Source organism: Myxococcus sp. CA033 (genome assembly GCF_013336625.1).
GTDB lineage: Bacteria > Myxococcota > Myxococcia > Myxococcales > Myxococcaceae > Myxococcus > Myxococcus llanfairpwllgwyngyllgogerychwyrndrobwllllantysiliogogogochensis.
In genome coordinates, this window is the sequence record NZ_JABUMU010000013.1 from 174,591 (window position 1) to 193,079 (window position 18,489).

At 68.5% G+C, this 18,489-nt stretch carries 18 protein-coding genes; 9 read left to right on the forward strand and 9 right to left on the reverse strand.

Features of this window, described 5'->3' with window-relative positions:
* Window position 1: 1 nt before the first annotated feature.
* The 5 genes from arsN2 to HUA78_RS27380 form a co-directional block, all read right to left on the reverse strand.
* Window positions 2-448 carry an arsenic resistance N-acetyltransferase ArsN2 gene (gene arsN2 / locus HUA78_RS27360; protein ID WP_174460355.1) on the reverse strand — a complete coding sequence of 149 codons (447 nt, stop codon included), beginning with the start codon at window positions 446-448 and terminating at the stop codon, window positions 2-4.
* Window positions 445-846 (reverse strand): arsenate reductase ArsC, encoded by a 402-nt coding sequence (locus HUA78_RS27365; RefSeq protein ID WP_174477475.1) that lies wholly within the window; start codon window positions 844-846, stop codon window positions 445-447. Before HUA78_RS27365 ends, arsN2 begins: the two co-directional genes overlap by 4 nt.
* Entirely contained in the window at window positions 843-1,913 is a 1,071-nt protein-coding gene (gene arsB / locus HUA78_RS27370) for an ACR3 family arsenite efflux transporter (protein WP_217442612.1), read from the reverse strand. The genes HUA78_RS27365 and arsB overlap by 4 nt, the downstream gene beginning before the upstream one ends.
* Before the next feature lie 7 nt (window positions 1,914-1,920).
* On the reverse strand, window positions 1,921-2,286 hold the full coding sequence (locus tag HUA78_RS27375; protein WP_174477477.1) for a metalloregulator ArsR/SmtB family transcription factor: 366 nt from the start codon (window positions 2,284-2,286) through the stop codon (window positions 1,921-1,923).
* Window positions 2,287-2,382: 96 nt separating this feature from the next.
* Window positions 2,383-3,339, reverse strand: coding sequence for a hypothetical protein (locus tag HUA78_RS27380; protein ID WP_174477478.1), 957 nt, complete (start codon window positions 3,337-3,339; stop codon window positions 2,383-2,385).
* Window positions 3,340-3,544: 205 nt separating this feature from the next.
* Between HUA78_RS27380 and HUA78_RS27385 the strand changes: the two genes are divergently transcribed.
* The 6 genes from HUA78_RS27385 to HUA78_RS27410 all read left to right on the forward strand — a co-directional run bounded on the left by HUA78_RS27385 (window position 3,545) and on the right by HUA78_RS27410 (window position 11,352).
* Window positions 3,545-4,051 carry a DoxX family protein gene (locus tag HUA78_RS27385; protein ID WP_141648268.1) on the forward strand — a complete coding sequence of 169 codons (507 nt, stop codon included), beginning with the start codon at window positions 3,545-3,547 and terminating at the stop codon, window positions 4,049-4,051.
* A 147-nt stretch (window positions 4,052-4,198) separates the two neighbouring features.
* Window positions 4,199-6,325 carry a CapA family protein gene (locus tag HUA78_RS27390; protein ID WP_174477479.1) on the forward strand — a complete coding sequence of 709 codons (2,127 nt, stop codon included), beginning with the start codon at window positions 4,199-4,201 and terminating at the stop codon, window positions 6,323-6,325.
* 310 nt (window positions 6,326-6,635) lie between these two features.
* The gene (locus HUA78_RS27395) at window positions 6,636-7,871 is read left to right on the forward strand and encodes an MFS transporter (protein WP_141648614.1); all 1,236 of its coding nucleotides are present in this window, start codon (window positions 6,636-6,638) and stop codon (window positions 7,869-7,871) included.
* 168 nt (window positions 7,872-8,039) lie between these two features.
* Entirely contained in the window at window positions 8,040-9,044 is a 1,005-nt protein-coding gene (locus HUA78_RS27400) for an alpha/beta fold hydrolase (protein WP_174456097.1), read from the forward strand.
* A 141-nt stretch (window positions 9,045-9,185) separates the two neighbouring features.
* Entirely contained in the window at window positions 9,186-10,904 is a 1,719-nt protein-coding gene (locus HUA78_RS27405; RefSeq protein WP_174477480.1) for an alkaline phosphatase D family protein, read from the forward strand.
* Window positions 10,905-11,052: 148 nt separating this feature from the next.
* Window positions 11,053-11,352 carry a hypothetical protein gene (locus HUA78_RS27410; RefSeq protein WP_141648617.1) on the forward strand — a complete coding sequence of 100 codons (300 nt, stop codon included), beginning with the start codon at window positions 11,053-11,055 and terminating at the stop codon, window positions 11,350-11,352.
* A 65-nt stretch (window positions 11,353-11,417) separates the two neighbouring features.
* Here the strand turns inward: HUA78_RS27410 and HUA78_RS27415 are convergent, their stop codons facing one another.
* A complete protein-coding gene (locus HUA78_RS27415) occupies window positions 11,418-12,935 on the reverse strand; it encodes an insulinase family protein (protein ID WP_174477481.1) in 1,518 nt (505 codons plus the stop codon).
* Window positions 12,935-14,341 carry a pitrilysin family protein gene (locus HUA78_RS27420; protein WP_174456100.1) on the reverse strand — a complete coding sequence of 469 codons (1,407 nt, stop codon included), beginning with the start codon at window positions 14,339-14,341 and terminating at the stop codon, window positions 12,935-12,937. The genes HUA78_RS27415 and HUA78_RS27420 overlap by 1 nt, the downstream gene beginning before the upstream one ends.
* 197 nt (window positions 14,342-14,538) lie before the next feature.
* On the opposite strand from HUA78_RS27420, the gene HUA78_RS27425 reads away from it, so the two are divergent.
* The 3 genes from HUA78_RS27425 (at window position 14,539) to HUA78_RS27435 (ending at window position 16,639) form a co-directional block, all read left to right on the forward strand.
* Window positions 14,539-15,327 carry a DUF4190 domain-containing protein gene (locus HUA78_RS27425; RefSeq protein WP_174468584.1) on the forward strand — a complete coding sequence of 263 codons (789 nt, stop codon included), beginning with the start codon at window positions 14,539-14,541 and terminating at the stop codon, window positions 15,325-15,327.
* Window positions 15,328-15,442: 115 nt separating this feature from the next.
* The gene (locus tag HUA78_RS27430; RefSeq protein ID WP_141648609.1) at window positions 15,443-15,928 is read left to right on the forward strand and encodes a DUF2267 domain-containing protein; all 486 of its coding nucleotides are present in this window, start codon (window positions 15,443-15,445) and stop codon (window positions 15,926-15,928) included.
* Between the two features lie 126 nt (window positions 15,929-16,054).
* Window positions 16,055-16,639 (forward strand): hypothetical protein, encoded by a 585-nt coding sequence (locus HUA78_RS27435; protein WP_174477482.1) that lies wholly within the window; start codon window positions 16,055-16,057, stop codon window positions 16,637-16,639.
* Here HUA78_RS27435 and HUA78_RS27440 read toward each other — a convergent pair.
* Together HUA78_RS27440 and HUA78_RS46690 are read right to left on the reverse strand one after the other, a co-directional pair.
* Window positions 16,627-17,196, reverse strand: coding sequence for a hypothetical protein (locus HUA78_RS27440; protein WP_174477483.1), 570 nt, complete (start codon window positions 17,194-17,196; stop codon window positions 16,627-16,629). The genes HUA78_RS27435 and HUA78_RS27440 overlap by 13 nt on opposite strands.
* A gap of 47 nt (window positions 17,197-17,243) precedes the next feature.
* Window positions 17,244-18,371 carry an AAA family ATPase gene (locus HUA78_RS46690; protein ID WP_174477503.1) on the reverse strand — a complete coding sequence of 376 codons (1,128 nt, stop codon included), beginning with the start codon at window positions 18,369-18,371 and terminating at the stop codon, window positions 17,244-17,246.
* Window positions 18,372-18,489: the final 118 nt, after the last annotated feature.

The following is an 18,489-nucleotide window of genomic DNA, read 5'->3' on the forward strand; positions in this document are numbered from 1 at the left end:
GCTACCCGACCGGAGGTGCGGTGCGGCGCATCACCACGGCGCTGGCGGGACACGCGCCTCGAAGCTCTTCGGAGGCCTGGAACTCGGGAGGGAGGTTGGCTCGCTCGATGCGAGTGAACCCGAAGCGCGGGAAGTAGTCCTCCGCCGTCGTGGTGAGCAGGAACACCGTGCCGATTCCCTCTGCCTCCGCCTTCTGGACCAGCCGGTGAATCAGCTTTGCGCCCAGCCCCTGTCCCTTCCGCGCGGGGGCGATGACGACGGAGCGGAGCAAGGCGCCGGTGGCGTACACCTCGAGACCGGCGGCCCCGACGATGGCTCCCTCGTGTTCGGCGACAAGGAACGCGGGCAGGTGGCGTGCGACTCCCTGGAGCGGAAGTCCCGCCGAGGTCAACAGGGCTTCGACAGGGCCCAGGTCCTCGGGTCGGGCAGGCCGCAGCGTGACAGTCATCGTGACCACTCCTCTCGGGACAGGAAGTCGACCACACGGGCACGGACTTCGTCTCGAATCTCGCGCACCCGCTCGACGGGCTTGCCCTTGGGGTCTTCCAGCGGCCAGTCGCCTCGCTTCAACCCCGGGACGACAGGACACGCATCGCCACACCCCATGGTGACGAGCCACTGGGCGTCTTGCGCCAGCGCGTCCGTGAGGAGCTGGGGCCGAGCCGTCGACAAGTCAATGCCCACCTCCGCCATGGCGGCGAGCACCTCGGGATGGACCTGCGTTCCCGGGTTCGTTCCCGCCGAGAGGGCCCGTGCCTTGGTGGGGTCCGCCATCGCGTTGAAGAAGGCCGCCGCCATCTGCGAGCGCCCCGCGTTGTGGACACAGGCGAAGATGACGAGGTTCATGTCGAGGCCTCTGGAAAGAATTCGCGCCGGAGCCACAGCGACAGATAGACGAGGGAGATGAGCGCGGGCACTTCAATCAAGGGCCCCACCACGCCCGCGAGCGCTTCGCCCGAGGCCATGCCGAAGACACCCACCGCGACGGCGATGGCCAGCTCGAAGTTGTTGCCCGCCGCGGTGAAGGAGAGCGAGGTCGTCTCCTCGTAGTTGAAGCCCAGCTTTCGCGAGACGAAGAAGGCGCTCGTGAACATGACGGCGAAGTAGACGAGCAGCGGCAGGGAGATGCGAACGACGTCCAGGGGAAGGCGCGTCATCTTCTCACCCTGCATCGCGAACATGAGGACGATGGTGTACAGCAGCCCCAGCAGCGCCGTGGGCCCCAGTCGCGGGAGGAAGCGCTGCTCGTACCACGCCTCGCCCTTCCACTTCGTGAGCACCCCGCGAGTCAGCGCGCCCGCCATGAGTGGCACCCCGAGGAAGATGAGCACGCTCCGGGCGATGCTCCACATCGACACGTCGAACACCGCTCCCGTCTGGCCGAACCACCCCGGGATGACGGTGAGGAAGAGCCAGCCGAGCACCGAGTAGAAGAGAATCTGGAACACCGAGTTGAGCGCCACCAGGACGGCGGCCACCTCGTTGCTTCCACAGGCGAGCATGTTCCAGATGAGGACCATGGCGATGCAGCGAGCCAGTCCGATGAGGATGAGGCCGTTGCGATAGTGGGGCAGGTCCGGGAGGAACAACCACGCCAGGGCGAACATCAGCACCGGGCCCACGACCCAGTTGAGCACCAGCGAGGTGGCGAAGAGCTTGCCCCGCGTCTTCAGTTGCCCGAGCTCGCCGTAGCGCACCTTCGCCAGCACCGGGTACATCATCCACAGCAGCCCCAGGGCGATGGGCAGTGAGACGGTGTCCAGCTTCACCGTGTCGAGCCGCGTGCCCAGGTCCGGGAATGCTCGGCCCAGGCCGATGCCCAGGACCATGGCCGCGACAATCCACACGGGCAGCAGCCGGTCGAGGAGGGAGAGCTTCCTGGCGATACCCACGGGGACTGACGGCGAACTCATGGGAGCCTCAGGTGCATGCATCGGGGCCACACGCTTTCAGGAGTCGCGCCACTTCACGGCGAATCGCATCCCGGGAAGCGAAGGCCGCGACGAGCGCCTTCACCTGGGAGTCGCACAGCGCATCCAGTTGAGGCGAGAGCCGGTAGTACACCCAGCTTCCTTCCCGTCGTGACTCGACGAGGCCCGCGGCCTTGAGGACGGCGAGCTGCCGAGAGGTGTTGGACTGCGGGAGGTCGAGCGCGCGCTCGAGGTGACAGACGCACAGCTCCGAATGCGACAGGAGCGCGATGATGCGCAGGCGCGTCTCGTCCCCCAGCGCCTTGAGGGTCCGACTCAGTGGACGGACTTCGAGAGTCGAGGCTGTGACTGGCATGATGACATGATAATATTCGAATATCGTCATGTCGGCAATCGAAACTCCCGTGTCAGGCGGGGGAGGCGTGCCTGGGTGCTCGGACAGGTGACTTGGCTATTCGGCACCCAGGGGCTTCGTGTTCGTCACCTGGAGGCCGCCACCCTCCGACGCGGTGATGAACACCTCGCTCCTCGCCGGCACGTCGAGTGTCAGGCGGCGCTGCTGCTTGCCCAGGGTGAACGTCACCTTCAATTCGCGCCGCCCTGGTTTCACGTCCTGGATGACTCCACCCGAGCCTCCTTCGTCACCCTTGCGAGCGCCGTCGAGCGACACCTCACAGGACTTGAGACAGCGGACATGGAGACGCGAGGCGTCCGCGAGTCCCGCCTTCTCACGGGCCTCTTCGACATCCGCGAGCGCCCTGTGCTCCGTGAGGATGACCCGGCCCTTGGAGTCACCCTGATACCTGGCCTCCGTGCCCGCGGGCACGTCGATGTAGCTGGCGAAGAGCTTCCGCTGGAGCAACTCGGCCGTGCCCTCCACGCGGCGCTTGCCGGGCTCCACGTTCCGGAACTCCCAGGTCCGTTCGTCTCGGCGCGTTCCCCTGCGCCCGTCGAGCATCACCGCGCAGTCTTCCAGACAGCGCACGATGGCCACGCTCTTCGCTGTGGAAGGTGGAGGCGGTGGCGGGCTCGGGGTGTGTTCGGAGACAGGTGAGACTCGCGAGCTCCCCTCTACCCACTCAGGCGTGCCGGGTGAGGAGGTGCTCTCCTTCCGCACGACGATGCGCTGGTTGCTGACGAGATAGACGGTCGCCAGGGCCGTGTCGGGGATGTCCGCGAAGCCGCTCGCCAGGGGCCGGCCCAGCACACCCGTGGCCTCCACGCGCCGTGCTCCCGGGGCGATGCCCTGGAACTCCCAGAGGGCCTCGTTCACTCGACGCCCTCGCTTCCCGTCGAAGACCACCGTGCACGTCTCCGTGCAGCGCACGCTCACGGTGACGCCTTCTTGCGCGAGGGCCGGAGCGGACAGCGACAACGCCAGGGACAGGAACACGTCGCGGGGGGCCATGGACTCGCCAGTCTGGCGCCGGCCGTGCTCCGGGTCGAGCCGCCTTGATTGGTGGCCGTGAAGGGCGGAGCGGAGCGGCCGTGGGTCCGCCTGCCCTCCGAGGGAGGGGAAGGTGGCCACCCGTGCGACGCGCGCGGTTCGTTCCCAACGTACCCAGGTTTCCCGGATGGGCCCATGCATGGCCCTCCAGCAAGGAGAACAGGGCATGAACGCGGTGATGCTGACCGAGCAACCCGACATCCTCAAGGCGGCGGCCTTGCTGCCTCCGCGCCTGTCACTTGGCTCGACGATGGTGGTCCATGGGCTGGCCAAGCTGCGCAAGGAAGGCACCGAGCAGCACGCGGGCTTCTTCGAGCAGCTCGGGCTCACTCCCGCCCGGCCCCTGGTGCTGGCCACCGGTGTGACGGAGGTGCTCGCGGGTGTGAGCGCCATCCTGGGCTTCGCCACCCGGCCCGCCGCGTTGGCCGTGCTCGTCACCCAGGCTTTCGCCATTGCCAAGGTGCATGGCTCCAAGGGCTTCGACAACACCAAGGGCGGGTACGAGTTCAACGTCGCGCTGTGTGCCATCGCCCTCGGGTTGTTGCTGCGTGGACCGGGGCAACTGTCGGTGCACAGCGCCGTGGAGGGGCGGGTGAAGCGCAAGGAGCTGCGTCGGCTGAGGCTGCTGCCTCGCCAGCGCCGTCGGTCCTGGCTCCTGGACCTGCTCGGCTAGGGGGCCCGTGGGGGGAGTGAGGGTGCCCGGTGACGCACATGCCAGCGCCGGGGGTGGGGGGCGTGTGTCGCCTGTCCGGCTGCTGATGGGCCGGGCACATGTGGGCTGTCCCTGGAGGGCCCGGAGCCTCGTAAGATGCGCGGGCCCATGCTTCCGTCCGCCTTCGTCCTGCTGGCGCTCGCCACCTCACCGGGTACCTCCCCGGCGCACGAGCCCGCCCCCGCCCACAAGTTCTCCACAGCGTCCGTCACCGAGAGCGCCGAGCTGCTGTCCTCGGCGGGCTCACGGTCCGTGCGCGCCGCGCTGGGTGCGGAGGCATCCGTGGATGCGGTCGCGAAACGCGTGGGAGATGGATCCGCGCGAGCGGTGATGAGCGCGGATCATCCGAGCGTGGCCTTCGCCATGAACACGGAAGATGGCGCGGCGAGCGTGGTGGTGGTCGCCCATTCGGGCATGGCCTCCCCTGCGGTGAGCACAGGCGAGGGCTCCACGAGGCCGGCGACGAACCAGGCCGCCTCGGGCGTGGCCTCCGCCGCGATGAGCGCTGGAGTGGGTTCCGTGCAAGCCGTGATGGGCACGGCCCACTCGAGCGTGGCCACCGCCATGCTGAGCGCGGGCTTGGGTTCCGTGCGCTCCGTCGCGAGCCAGTCTCCGTCGAGCGTGGCCACCGCCATGCTGAGCACGGGCTCGGGGTCCGTGAGCGCCGTCGCGAGCCAGTCCCCATCCAGCGTGGCCTCCGCCGCGCTCCGCACGGGGACTCAGGCCGTCAGCACCGCGCTGGTCCGGAACACTCCCGTAGCCACGGTGCAGCCAGCCCTGGCTTCTTCGTCGGACACCCCGCCCACCGTGCAACCCGCTCCCGCGCAGGGCACCGTCACCGACCTGGGCAGCGCGGCGGCCCGAGCCGGCGCTGGCGCCCTCCGTGCCGCGGCCTTCGCCCTGGGCTCGGGCTCCTCGGCCATCCCCTCCCCCGCCGAAGCCGAGGCCCACTACGCCCGAGGCCTCGAAGCCCTCAAGTCGAAGGACACCGCCACCGCCATCACCGAACTCTCCTCCTGCGTGAAGGGCCTTCCCTCCCGCGTGGACTGCCGCTGGGAACTGGGCTGGGCCTACTCCGTCGAAGGCCGCTGGGCGGACTCGCTCACGCAGTGGACCGAGGTCCAGAAGCTCGCGCCCGAGCACCCCGACCTGGAAACCGCGCTCGCCCAGGCCCGAGGCCAGGCCGCCCTCCAGGCCCGGCTCTCCCAGTCCCCCCTGGCCAGCACCCGCCCGCCCCCGCCCGCCGACGCCAAGGTGCGCATCCGCGCCGTGGGCGACATGATGCTCGGCACCACCATCCCCGAAGACAACCTGCCACCCGATGGCGGCGGTAGCGTGATTGCGGGTGTGCTCCCCTTGATGCAGGACGCGGACATCACCTTCGCGAACGTCGAGGGCCCCCTCTGCGACAACGGGAAGACCACCAAGTGCCGCTCGTCCGGCAACTGCTACGCGTTCCGCTCGCCCACCGCCTACGGCCAGTTCTTCAAGGACGCGGGCGTGGACCTGGCTTCCACCGCCAACAACCACTCGGGTGACTTCGGTGAGCTGTGCCGTCGCGAGACGGAGGCCACGCTCGATGCGCTCGGCATCGCCTGGAGCGGACCTCCGGGCTCCGTGGCGACCGTGGACCGCAACGGCCTGCGCATCGGCATGGTGGCCTTCCACACGTCCCCCTCGTGCAACCACCTCAACAACCTGGCCACGGCCACGGCGCTGGTGCGCGCGGCGGCGGCCGAACACGACATCGTCCTCGTCTCCTTCCACGGCGGCGCCGAGGGCGGCAAGGCGCTCCACGTCCCCAACGGCCGGGAGATGTTCTTCGGCGAGGACCGCGGTGACTTGCGCGCCTTCACCCACGCGGTGGTGGACGCCGGCGCCCACGTCGTCATCGGCCATGGGCCCCACGTCGTGCGCGGCCTGGAGTTCTACAAGGGCCGCCTCATCGCGTACTCGCTGGGCAACTTCGCCACCTACGGCCGCTTCAACCTCAAGGGTCCGCAGGGGCTCGGCATGGTGCTGGAGGTGGAGCTGAACAACACAGGTGACTTCACCTCCGGCCGCGTCCTCGCCACGAAGCAGGTGGACAAGGGCATCGCCGTCCCCGACGAGAAGGGCGCCGTCATCCAACTGCTGAAGGACCTCACCGCCGTGGACTTCCCCGACTCCGGCGCCCGCATCTCCGACGACGGCACCCTCCGCCCCGCCGGCAAGGGCCCCGTCTCCTCACGCTGACGTCACCCGGGCGCGCGCTGGAATCCGCACGCGCGCACCGATGCCCCGACAATCACACACCCGCGCCCACGCAATTCCTCGCAGGGCTTTCATGAAATGCGTCGTATCAGGACATGCCTGAGCGACTGTGCCGTACGCCGCGCGCGTGAGCTGTGTCACAGCCCTGTCGAGCGAATCGTCCGTGTCGTCGTCATCCATCGCACGCTGAAGGCTGACTGCTGGGCCCACTGCGCCTCTCGTGATTGCGGCACCAAGCATGACGCGTCTCGTGGAAGCGCATCGCAGACGCGTGCGGTACAAGGATTTCGCCGTGCGCGCACTTCGACTGCCCCATCTCTCCTCGCTTCGCGCTTTCGAACACCCTGGCTATCTCGCTGTCTGGCTGGGCGCACTCATCTCCAACATCGGCACCTGGATGGAGACGGTGGCGATGGGCGTGTACGTCACGCAGGAGACGGGCCGCGCCGAGTGGACCGGCGGCATCGTCGCCCTCGCCTTCCTTCCCTCCGTCGTGCTGTCGCCCCTGGGCGGCGCGCTCGCGGACCGCTTCGACCGCCGCGCCTACGTGGCGCTGGGCACCGGCGTGCAGCTCGCGCTGGCCGCGGTGCTCACGGTGCTCGCCTTCACCGGCCACCTCAGCGTGCCCATCGTCGGTGTCGTCACGCTGCTCAACGGCTGCGCGAGCACGCTCACCAACCCGGCCTTCTCCGCGATGCTCGCGGAGCTCGTTCCGCCCCGTGACTTGCACAGCGCCATGAGCCTCAACTCGGCGCAGTTCAACCTGGGTCGCATCATGGGCCCGCTGCTCGCGGCGCTGGTGCTCCAGATGGGCGGCGCGCCGTGGGCGCTGTTCGTCAACACGCTGTCCTTCGTCGCGGTGCTCGTGGCGCTGTCGCGCGTGCGCATGCCCACGCGGGAAGCCGCTCGCACGAAGGAGAGCCTCTGGGCCGGCATCACCCGAGGCGTCTCCGTGGCGCGCGGGGACGAGGACATCTCCCTGGTGCTGTGGGGCACGCTGTTCGTCGCCGCGCTGGTGGCGCCCTTCATCGGCCTGGTGCCCGTCTTCGCCATCAACGTCTTCGGTCAGGGCGCCGCCGCCACGTCGCTGCTCGTCGCCTGTCAGGGCGCGGGCGCGGTGGTGGCCGCCGTCGTCGTGGGCACGCTCGCGGACGCGCTCGGTCATCGCAAGCTCCTGGGCTTCGCCGCCATGTCCATTGGCGTGGTGTCCGCGCTCTACTGGATGTCGCCCACGCTGACGGTGGCCGCCGCGGCCATCTTCGTGCTCGGCGCCAACTACCTCACGCTGATGAGCGGCCTGCACGCCTTCGCCACCTCGCGCGTCCCCCGTGAACTCCAGGCGCGCGTGAGCAGCCTGTACAGCATGGTGCTCGGCGGCGGGTACGCGGTGGGTGTCTGGGCCCTGGGCGCGCTCGCGGACCGCGTGGGCGTGCGCTTCGTCACCATCAGCGCCAGCGTCCTGTTCTTCGCCATGGTGCTGACGCTGCGGCTGCTCAGCCCGCGCAGCTTCGAGCGCTCCCCCAACTGACCTCCCGCACCCGGGGTGCCCACGCCCTCCACGATGAGGGCGTGCCCCGGTCCACCTCCGGACATGAAGGCCGGTTCAGGTGTCGAAGGCCCTGCGTCCTCGCGCCCCACGCGCTACACACGGACGCTGTCGCCGCGAGACACCGACCCCTTGCGAGGAGCCCGCTTCATGTCCGTCCGTCCCTCCCTCCTGGCCCTGACCGCCCTGCTGCTGTCGGCTCCGCCCGCCCTCGCCCAGACGAAGGGCGCCGTCGAGCCGCTCGGCACCGCGCTGGAGGGCCTGCCCTCCGCCTTCCCCGTGCAGCAGCTGCCCCTGACGGTGGAGGGCCAGGACGTGCGCATGGCCTACCTCGACGTGAAGCCCACCGCGCGCGCCAACGGGCGCACCGTGGTGCTGCTGCACGGCAAGAACTTCTTCGGCGCGTACTGGGAGGCCACCATCCGCGCCCTCACCGCCGCGGGCTATCGCGTCGTCGCGCCGGACCAGCTCGGCTTCGGCCGCTCGTCCAAGCCGGACATCCACTACAGCTTCCACACGCTCGCCTCGCTGACGAAGCAGTTGCTCGACACGTTGGGCGTGAAGCAGGCCGTCATCCTGGGCCACTCCATGGGCGGCATGCTGGCCACGCGCTTCGCCCTCATGTACCCGGAGACCACCGAGCGGCTCATCCTCGAGAACCCCATCGGCCTGGAGGACTACCGCGAGAAGGTCCCCTGGCAGCCGACGGAGGCGTACTACCGCGAGCAGCTCGCCGTGACGGAGGCGTCCACGCGCAAGTACCACCAGACGTACTACGTGAAGTGGAAGCCCGAGTATGACGTCTGGGTCCAGGTGCTCTATCGCCAGACGCTCAGCGGCGACTATCCCCGCCTGGCCCGAGTGGCCGCCGAGACGTCGCAGATGATTTACGAGCAGCCCGTGTCCCACGAGTTCCCGCTCGTGAAGCCGCGCACGCTCGTCGTCATCGGCCAGGAGGACCGCACCTTCATTGGCCGGGGCAAGGTGCCCGCCGACGTCGCCGCGACGCTCGGCCAGTTTCCCCAGTTGGGGAAGAAGACCGCCCAGGCCATTCCCCAGGCCACCCTGGTGGAGCTGCCCGCCGTGGGCCACATCCCCCACTTCGAGGCCCCCGAGAAGTTCCACGCCGCCGTGCTCGACTTCCTCGCGAAGTAGGCCCGCCTCGCCCCTCCTCCGAGCCTGTGGGCAACTTGGGGACGCAGGACACACTCCCCGCATGGGCTCCCGGCTACCGGGTTCCGGACTAGAGTCCGTGAATCCGGGGCTTACGGCCCTGGTGCAGACCGGGGGGAGCACATGAAGAAGCTGCTCGGGCCGATGCTGTACGCGAGGAATCAGCCATCCGAGGACACGTGGTCGTTCTTCGTGAACCTGTACCTCTCTGACTCGGACCCGGCGAGGCCGCCTCCGTTGCGGCTTCGCTTCCAGGGTCTCGACGGCGTGGAGGTGGCGGGTGCTGTCTCCACTCCGCCGACGTCGGTCGCGGACTTCTCCTCGTTGAACAGCCCGGCCGCCGGTGTGTTGTGGCGGTGGGAGGTGACGCTCACTCGCGAGGCCACGCCCCGGCGGGTGACGTACCGCTTCGAGCCCGGGGAAGGCTGTGCCGCGCTGGAGCAGGTGGACTTCTCCTCGCGGGGGCATGCGGTGAAGCCCTGGGGGGAGGAGGACGTGAAGACGGTGGTGGTGCCCGCGAAGGGCGCCCTGCCTCGCGCGGCCTTCTTCTCCTGCAACGGCGCGAGCGACGCGAAGACGTGGGGCTCGGTGATGCGGATGAAGCGTCCCTTCGGCTGCTGGGCGGACATGCTGGCCCAGCACGAGGAGCCTAGTGAGGGCGGCTTCGAGCTGCTGCTCGGCGGTGGAGACCAGGTGTACGCGGACTCGCTCCTGGACCATGAGCCGCTGGTGGAGTTCCGCAAGCGGGAGCTGGAGCAGAAGCTCAACCGGGACTTCGGTCCGCCTCCGGGGTTCCACGAGGAGATGGTGGCGCGCTACGTGGAGTTGTACTGCGAGCGGTGGAGCGGCTCGGCGGGAATCGCGCCCATGCTCGCGCGGGTGCCGGGCCTGTTCACCTGGGATGACCACGACATCTTCGACGGCTGGGGCTCGCACGAGTCGCTGCAGTCCTGCGAGTGGTTCGAGTCCATCTACAGCGCCGCCGCGGTCGCCTTCGAGGCCTTCCAACTGGGCGAGCTGAAGACGGCGGAGAAGAAGCCCGCGAAGCGCAGGCCCTGTGACGCGCACTACCTCCAGACACTGCATTTCGTGGGCGAGGAGTGCGACGTGGATGTGGTGGCGTTGGACCTGCGCAGCGGGCGCACGTACCGCAAGCAGGTCAACGGGAAGATGGCGCACGAGGTGATGAGCGCCGGGCAATGGGACACGCTGGATGCATGGCGACAGGAGCACGGGAGGGACGCGCGGAAGAAGTCGAGGCACGTCATCGTGCTGTCTTCCATTCCGTTGGTGCACCTGCGCTTCGGTCCCTCGGTGGAGACGCTGGGCGGCGATACGGCGCTGCACGACGACATGCTGGACCAGTGGGAGTCCGTCGCGCATCGAGGCGAGCGCATCCGGTTGATGGTGGACCTGCTCCAACTGGCGAAGGTGTCGCACTGCGCGGTGACGGTGGTGTCCGGGGATGTGCACGTGGGGGCGCGGGGGCTCATCCGCTCGCGCAATCCGGAGCACATCCCGGCGGGGCTCGCGGAGGCCGCGATTGAGCAGGTGACGTCCTCGGGCATCGTCCACCCGCCGCCCAACATTCTCCAGTTCATGGGCATGCGGCTGTTGTCGGAGGAGTCGGTGGATGACCTGCCGTCGTACATGCAGACGGAGATGCTCCCGGTGGGCAAGAGCCGCTATCTGCGCGAGCGCAATTGGTTGTCATTGAAGGTGGAGCCCGCGCGCTCGAAAGTCTCGCGTCCGAAGCTGTGGCTGCGCTGGGAGGCCGAGCACACCTCGCTCTCCATGCAGGTGGTGGTGGAGCCGCCGCCGCTCGTCTCGACGCAGACCTAGCGACCCGGGGCACCTCGCCCACCACCCAGGCGGGCGGGCCCCGCTGTCGTCGCACGGAGCTTGGTGCCCGCTGTCGTCGCTCCGACATTGAGCCCTGTGTGGAGTCGGCGTGGGGATGCACTCCGCGCCCTTCGACGAGGAGCGCGACATGGGCACGGGCAACAAGAAGAACGACCCCTCGAAGGGTGGCGGGGCCGGGGGCCACCACAAGCCGACCTTCGCGAAGGACCGCGTGGAGCGAGGTCTGGAGGCGGATGACACCCTGCCCCTCTACGCCGCGGACTCCATCCGCAGCACGCGGGAGCAGAAGTTCGCGCTCGACAGCGACGGCCCCGTCGGCGGCGACGTGCCTGACATCCGCAGCCCCATCGATGAGGCGGACGAGTTGGAGCGCGAGCGGCAGGGACGCGAACGGGCCCTGGAGCGTCAGGTCGAGGAGGAGGACTGACGCCCTCGCTGAAGAGGCCCGACGCGTCCTTCGTCGACGCGCCGGGCTCGTTGCTGGACTGACGACTACGGGCGCGCGCTCGCGCTGCCCGGCTGCGTGTCCGGCTCCACCGCCATCAGCTTGCCCAGGTTGAGCGGAGACACCTGCTCCTGGATGAGCAGCGGGTCTCCCACGAGGATGATTTGCAGCGTGGCCGGGTCCAGGTACTTCTCGGCCGCGCGCTGCACGTCGGCCGCCGTGGCGGTGCGCAGCCCCTCCACGGTGCGGTTGAACTCATCCAACGGCCGGCGCTTGCGATACAGCTGCGACGCGCTGGAGCCCAGGCCCTCCACCGACTCGAAGGCGCCGGGGAAGGCGCGGATGAGGCCCTCGCGCGCGGCCGCCAGCTCCTTCTCGGTGATGGGCTTCGACTTCAGGCCATTCAACTCGCCCATCGTCTCGTTGAGCGCGGGGCCCGTCACGTCCGCGCGCACCGACGTATAGGCCGTGAGCGGACCGACGCCCAGGCGCGCATCCGTGCTCGCCCCCGCGCCGTAGCTGTAGCCCTTGGCCTCGCGCAGGTTCATGTTGAGCCGGCTGCCGAAGAAGCCGCCGAACACGGTGGTGGCCAGCTCCAGCGAGTACTCGTCCGGATTGCCCGCGGCGATGGCGGGACGGCCCAGCATCATCACCGTCTGGTCCAGGCCGGGCTTGGGCACCACGTACACCATCTGGCGCGCGGGAGTAGACGGCGCGGGCGGCGCGGCGGGCGGGGTCGCGGGCGCCTTCCATGCACCGAAGTGCTGCTTCGCGAAGGCCACGGCCTCGTCCAGCGAGATGTCACCCGTCAGCACGAGCGCCGCGGCGGCCGGACCCACGTGCTTCTTGTAGAAGCCCTGGATGTCCTCCAGCGAAAGCGCCTGCACGGTGTCGGGCATGCCCGCGGACGTGTGCCCGTACGGGTGCGTGCTCCCGAAGACGGAGGACAGGAAGACAATCTGCCCCAGCGCGCTGGGCTGACCCAGCCGGCGCACCAGGTCCGCGAGCTGCTGCTTCTTGCGCCGCTCGAAGGCCTTGGGAGCGAAGGTGGGCCGCAGGGTGACGTCCGCCAGCAGGGCCAGCGCGGCATCCACGTTGCGCGTCAGCACGCGCACGCCCACCTGCGCGCCATCCGGAGACACCTCCTGGAAGGCGGACACGCCCAGGTCCGAGAAGGCATTGTCCAACGCCACCGTGTCGCGGGTGCCCGCGCCCTCCAGCAGCATGCGGTACGTCAGGTCGGCGAGGCCCTTCTTGCCCACCGGGTCCTGCGCGCTGCCCGCGGCGAAGGTGACGCCCGCGAAGACGAGCGGCAGCTCACGCCGGGTGCTCACCAGCACGGTCAGTCCGTTGTCGAGCATCGCCTTCTGGAAGGTGGGCAGCACCAACTCCGGAGGCTTGCCGGGCTGGGGCGGCGTCGCGCGGAAGGCCTCCGCGTCGGCGGGCGCCGCGGGGTTCGGGGACTGGGGGGCGGTGGTGCCCTGGGGCTCGCTGGAGGCGGGCTTCTGCTGGCTGGCGCAGCCCGCGAGCGAGACGGCGACGAGGGCGGTGATGAGGCGGCGCATCAGTGGCGCTCCTTCGGTTCGACGGGTGCCTGCTTCCGGGCGGGAGGCACGGCGTGGAGGATGACGCGGGCATCGGGGCGCAGCGTGTCGCGAGCGAACAGCTTCACGGACTCGGGCGTCACCGTCTCGTAGCGCGCCAGGTCCTGCGCCACGTAGCTGGGCTCACCGACGAAGTGGTTGTAGTTCTGCAGCACGTCCGCCTTGCCACCGAAGCCGCCGATGGACTGGAGGCCCGCCAGCGTGCGCGTGTCATAGCGGGTGCGGGCGCGCTGGATTTCCTCCGGGGTGATGCCGTTGCGACGGATGTCTTCCAGCACCGCGTCCACTTCCTTGAGCAGCGCGTCCGTGGAGACGCCGGGCCGGGCCACCACGTCGAGCGTGAAGACCGACTGCGCGCCCTGGCTCTGCTGGGTGACGTTGACGCTCTGGGCAAGCTGCTTGTCCAACACCAGCCGGCGGTAGAGGCGGCTGGCCTTGCCGGTCCCGAGCGCCGTGGCCAGCACGTCCGCGGTGGCGTCCCCGTCCTCGAAGTACCCGGGCGACAGCCACTGGATGGACAATAGGGGCAGCGTGGCCACGCGCTCCTCGTGGCGGATGACCACGGGCTGCGCGAGCTTCACCGAGGCGACCTCGGGCTTCGTCGGCTTGGGGTGGCTGGGCAGCGAGCCGAAGTACTTCTCGATGAGGGCCTTCGTCTTCGCCACGTCGAAGTCACCGACGACGGCGAGCGTGGCGTTGGACGGCGCGTACCACTTGCGGAAGAAGTCCTTCACGTCCTCCGGCGTGGCCGCGTCCAGGTCCTTCATCGAGCCGATGACGTCACCGTGGTACGGGTGCGGCAGGGGGAACAGCGCGTGCCAGGACGCCTCGCGGGCGAGGCCATAGGGGGCCGTCTCGGTGCCCTGGCGGCGCTCGTTCTTCACCACCTCGCGCTGGGTGGCGAGCTTCTCCGGGGAGAGCGCGTCGAGCAGGAAGCCCATGCGGTCGCTCTCCAGCCAGAGGGCGGTCTCCAGGTGGTGGGTGGGCACCGTCTCGAAGTAGTTGGTGCGGTCGAAGCTGGTGGTGCCGTTGAGGTCGGTGGCGCCCAACTGTTCGAGCATGGAGATGTGCACGTCATCGGCCACGTTGCGCGAGCCCTGGAACATCATGTGCTCGAAGAGGTGGGCGAAGCCGGTGCGGCCGGGCTGCTCGTGGTAGGCGCCGACGTGGTACCAGACGTTGACGGAGACGACGGGCAGCTTGCGGTCGACGGAGAGGATGACCTCCAAGCCGTTGGGCAGCGTGTACTTCTCGTAGGGGATGGCGACCGCTTCGCGACCGGGCTCCAGCGGCTTCGCCTCTTGTGCTGAGAGGGCGAGTGCCGGGAGCCCGAAGACGACGAGGGCTGCGGCGACGAGGGCCTTCATTCGGGACAAGGTTCCTCCGGGGCTTCCGTGCCAGGGACTCACCTCTCGCGCTTAGCACGCGTCCCTCGCCGGGTGGGCAAGGAATGACAAGCGGAATGGGCGGCGGGTGGCAACTGTTGAGGGCCGGCTCCGAGCGGGATGAGGTGTCCGTTGACTCGCGTCCCAAGCGCGCGGCGCTCCATGAGACACTGGAGCGCATGGTTTCCTTGGTCGGTGTCACGCCTCGCTGCGCTCTCCACCCGGAGGTGGAGGCGGGGGGGACGTGTCAGCGCTGCGGCGGCTTCGTCTGTGAGGAGTGCTCCACGTGGGTGATGGGCGTGCTGTATTGCGCGGCCTGCTCCCTCCGCCCGGAAGTGAACTACCTGGAGACCTTCCGGCTGAAGCTCTGGGGGCGGCGCGACACGAATGCGTGGCTGGTGGGAGTCGGGACGCTGGCGGTGCTCGCGGGCGTGCTGACGGCCTTGTTGCAAGGCGTCTGGCCCATGGCGCTGGTGCTGCTCGGCGCCGCGGTCGTGGGTGGGGCGTTCTACCTGGGACAGCACTGGGCGAGGACGGCCCTGGTCTTCACGCCGGTGGTCGCGGGCGTGGCGGGCGCGGCGATGTTCGGCCCCGCGCTGCTCGTGGGCGGGTTCCTGCTTTTCGTCACCGCGTTGCAAATCTTCCTCGACACGAGGAACCGGCTCTTCTTCCGCGTGGACGTGTCGGAGAAGGAGCTGCGACGTTTGTGGGATTTGCGAGTCAACAACCCGATGGCGAGACATGCGCTGTCGTTGGGGTTCACGACGTTCATCTTTCCGGTGCTGGGGCCCGTGGCGGTGGTCTTCGGCCTCATCGCCTTGCGGAAGGTGGATTCGCGAGCGCGGCCTCCCATCGGTAAGGGGTGGCAGGCGGTGGCGGGCATCCTGCTGGGGGTCGGGGGCACGGTGCTGTGGTTGCTGCTCTTCGGGCCGCTCATGAAGGGCTTCCTGGAGCGGCTTCCCGCCTGAGTGCCGGCCCGCCGCCCCGGCGCGCGGCGGGGGCGTGGTGCCTTCCGGGAGGGAGGTGTCCACGGTGAGTGGGTGGGAGTCAGCCACCACACCCGGACAGGGGGAGGGCCACGACATGGCGAATGAAAACGAGGGACGACCAGAGGCAGGCGAGCGCCCGAGCACGTCGACGGAGGAGCTGCGAGCGAAGCGGCGCGAGTCGAGGACGTCGCGGACGTACACGCTCTTCTTGAGGGACCTGGAGGCGAAGGCGGGAGTCGACCGTCCGCTCGCGGAGCGGGCCGCGGAGTCGGTGCTCTGCACGCTGGAGCAGCGGTTGATGGGCCAGGAGGTGGAGCACCTGGAGGCGCAGTTGCCGCAGAAGGTGAGGGACTTGTTGCAGCGCTGCCCGCGACACGAGGGCCTGCCTCCCCGCAAGTTCAAGATGCTGGAGTTCCTCCAGATGGTCTCCGACGACCTGGACACGACGCCGAACGAAGCGGAGCGCCTCACGCGCGCAGTGTTCGCCACGGTGCGAGCGCATATTTCCGAGGGAGAGGCCGAGGATGTGATTGGCCAGCTCCCCGCGGACCTGCGCGCGCTGTGGGTTCCGGAGGCGTGAGGGGTGGGAGCTACCGTCGGTGATGGAACAGGGACCCGGTCGGACACTCGACGCTGAGGCTCGGGTGTCCGAGGATTCAGGGGTGGCATCGTTGACCTGGAACTGAACGCGCGGCAGGGTGGCTCCGTGAGACAGGGCTGGCGGCACTTCATCCATCAAGCGCTGGAGGGTGTGGCCGACGACCCGCACGTGCGGATGCTCCGCGAGCGGCTGCGCTCGGGGGGACAGGTCGTCCGGGTTCACTTCGAGGACTCGGGACCAGGTCCCAGCTATCGGGTCGTGTTGTCCCTGGACCGGCAGCTCTCGGAGCTGCGGGTTCCTCATTCCGAGAGCTTCACCCGCTGGTCACTGGAGGCCGGGGTGCGCATGGCCACGCTCGAGGACGAGGTGGCTCGGTTCACCCTGCTGTTGCGAGAGCGGCTCCAGGTGGTGGAGGCGGAGCTGGGACGGAGCTCTCTTCAGGGAGTGCTCGTCGAGGTTGTGCGGGAGCTGGGACCACCGAAGGCTCAAGCGAGCCTCTCCGGTCGTCAGGTACACAGCCTGTCCGAGGGGCGGGCTCGCCTTCAGGCGATGCGCACGGTGGAAGGGGTCATCACCACGCTCGTGAAGGATCTGGGTACCGGGCTCAAGTACGACGAGGCGCAGGTTGCGGGGACCCTTGACGCGGTGCTGGAGCGCTTCGTAAGCGTGCCCTCGTCTCACCAGCCCTGAAGCTGTGCGGCGAAGTGCTGGAAGCTCTTGCGCTCGCGGAGGCGGTCGAGTGCGTCGGGACGCGCCAGTTGCTCCAGTGCCAGTTGGGTGCAGCGGGCATTGGGCGGGAGAGGATGTCCGTAGAACTGCTTCTTGAGCTGAGACCGGTGGTAGCGCGTCTCGGGAGGTCGTCCCCCGAAATCGTCACCTCGGAGCTGGAGCAACCAGGTTTCGAGCGTCTGGATGGGCACCACGATGCACGCTCGGTGAGACGTTCCCTTCCAGGATGCCGGGACGGCCTGGGAGAGCCAGCAGACCCGACAGTCGTCCTCCTTGGCACCGTGCTGTTCGGGCGTGTGGGAGTGCTCATGCTCCGGGCACTTTTTGCTCCCACCGTCGTTGTCGACGGCCACGAGTGCGCGATTGACACCGTTCGAGGCAGCGGTTTCCAGGAATGCCTCCGAGAGTTTGCGGACCCGCCGGAATCCGCCGCCGTGGAAGCTGATCTGGGTGGACCAGCGCTGGACTTCGACACTGAGCATTCGGGCGAGAAGGACGCGATAGACCTCCGCGTCCATCTCATCGTTCTCGCTAGCGATGGCGACAGTGAGCATGTCGTGGTGGCCTAGAAGTCCTGGTTGAAGAAACCGCTCTCCAGCAGTTCGCCTGGAGGCGCACTTGTCAGGGCTTCACGCAGGAGGGGGATGTCCTGAAGGCGGTTCACACGTGTCCCTGTTTCCGAGCGGCGGAAGAGGACGATGGCCTCTGGCTCGTCACGGAAGGCATTGAGCAGCACGGGGGAGTGGGTCGCGATGACGAACTGGCACTTTTTCGCGAGGGTGAGTTCCTTGAGCAGGTCCACCAGCTCGCGCAGGCGACGTGGGTGGATGGAGTGCTCGGGTTCCTCGATGAAGATGATTTGTCCGGGGCCTGCCTCGATGGCGTGCATGGTGAGCGCGGTGAAGCAGAGCACACCGTCGGAGAGGTGCTCGGCGTCGAACTCCTCTCCGTCGCGTTGACGCAGCCAGAGGCGCTGGTGTCCGGGCGTAGGCGCTGGGCGCACGAGCGCATTGCGGACTTCAGGGAGGCACTTCTGGAGAAAGGACTCCAGCTCCTCGACCTTCTCTGGGCGGGAGCCACGCCACAGTCCGAGCACCGCCGCGAGTCCTGCTCCCTCGGGAGTGAGTTTTGGCTCGGGGACTACCTCGGAGTCCGCGCGCAGAGACCGGAGCGACAGCTTGACCATGCGTGAGTGAGCGAGGGGCTGCCAGAAACCCAGCATCCTTCTGTCTTCGCCAGCGACAACGAATCTGAGAGCCGGTGCGAGGTCCCCAGTGGAGTTTTGGGTCTGGACTCCTCGGACGATGAAGTCGTTGGGGTACCGGAACCGAATGTTCAGGTCAGCTTCCGATGCGCTGATTTCCTCAAAGGAGGGAATGGCTCCGACGCGGGATGATCGTGATAGCTCAAGGATGTAAGTGCTCCCGAGATCCGTCTCCCAGCCCAGGGCAAGGTTTTCGCCGTGCTTGGGAGCGTGGATGTATGGGCGATGGAAGAGGAAGTGAGAGTCTCCTTCCTGCATCACGGCATCTTGTCCCTGACCGACGACCAGATTGGACACGAACCGGCCCACGGTCATGAAGCTCGACTTGCCCGAGTTGTTGGGACCGACCAGCACGGTGATGGGCTCCAGGGGAACCCTCTGCAGAGTGCCGAAGCTCTTGAAGTTCTGGAGCGTGATGGACCGAATCATGAAGCCAGTCTAGGCCGGGTCCTCCCGTGAGCGGGCGGTTGCCGTGCCGTGAACGGGTGAGTGAAAGTCCGACCAGGTTGCGACACTACTGATGCGCCAGGTCCTCATATCACAAACA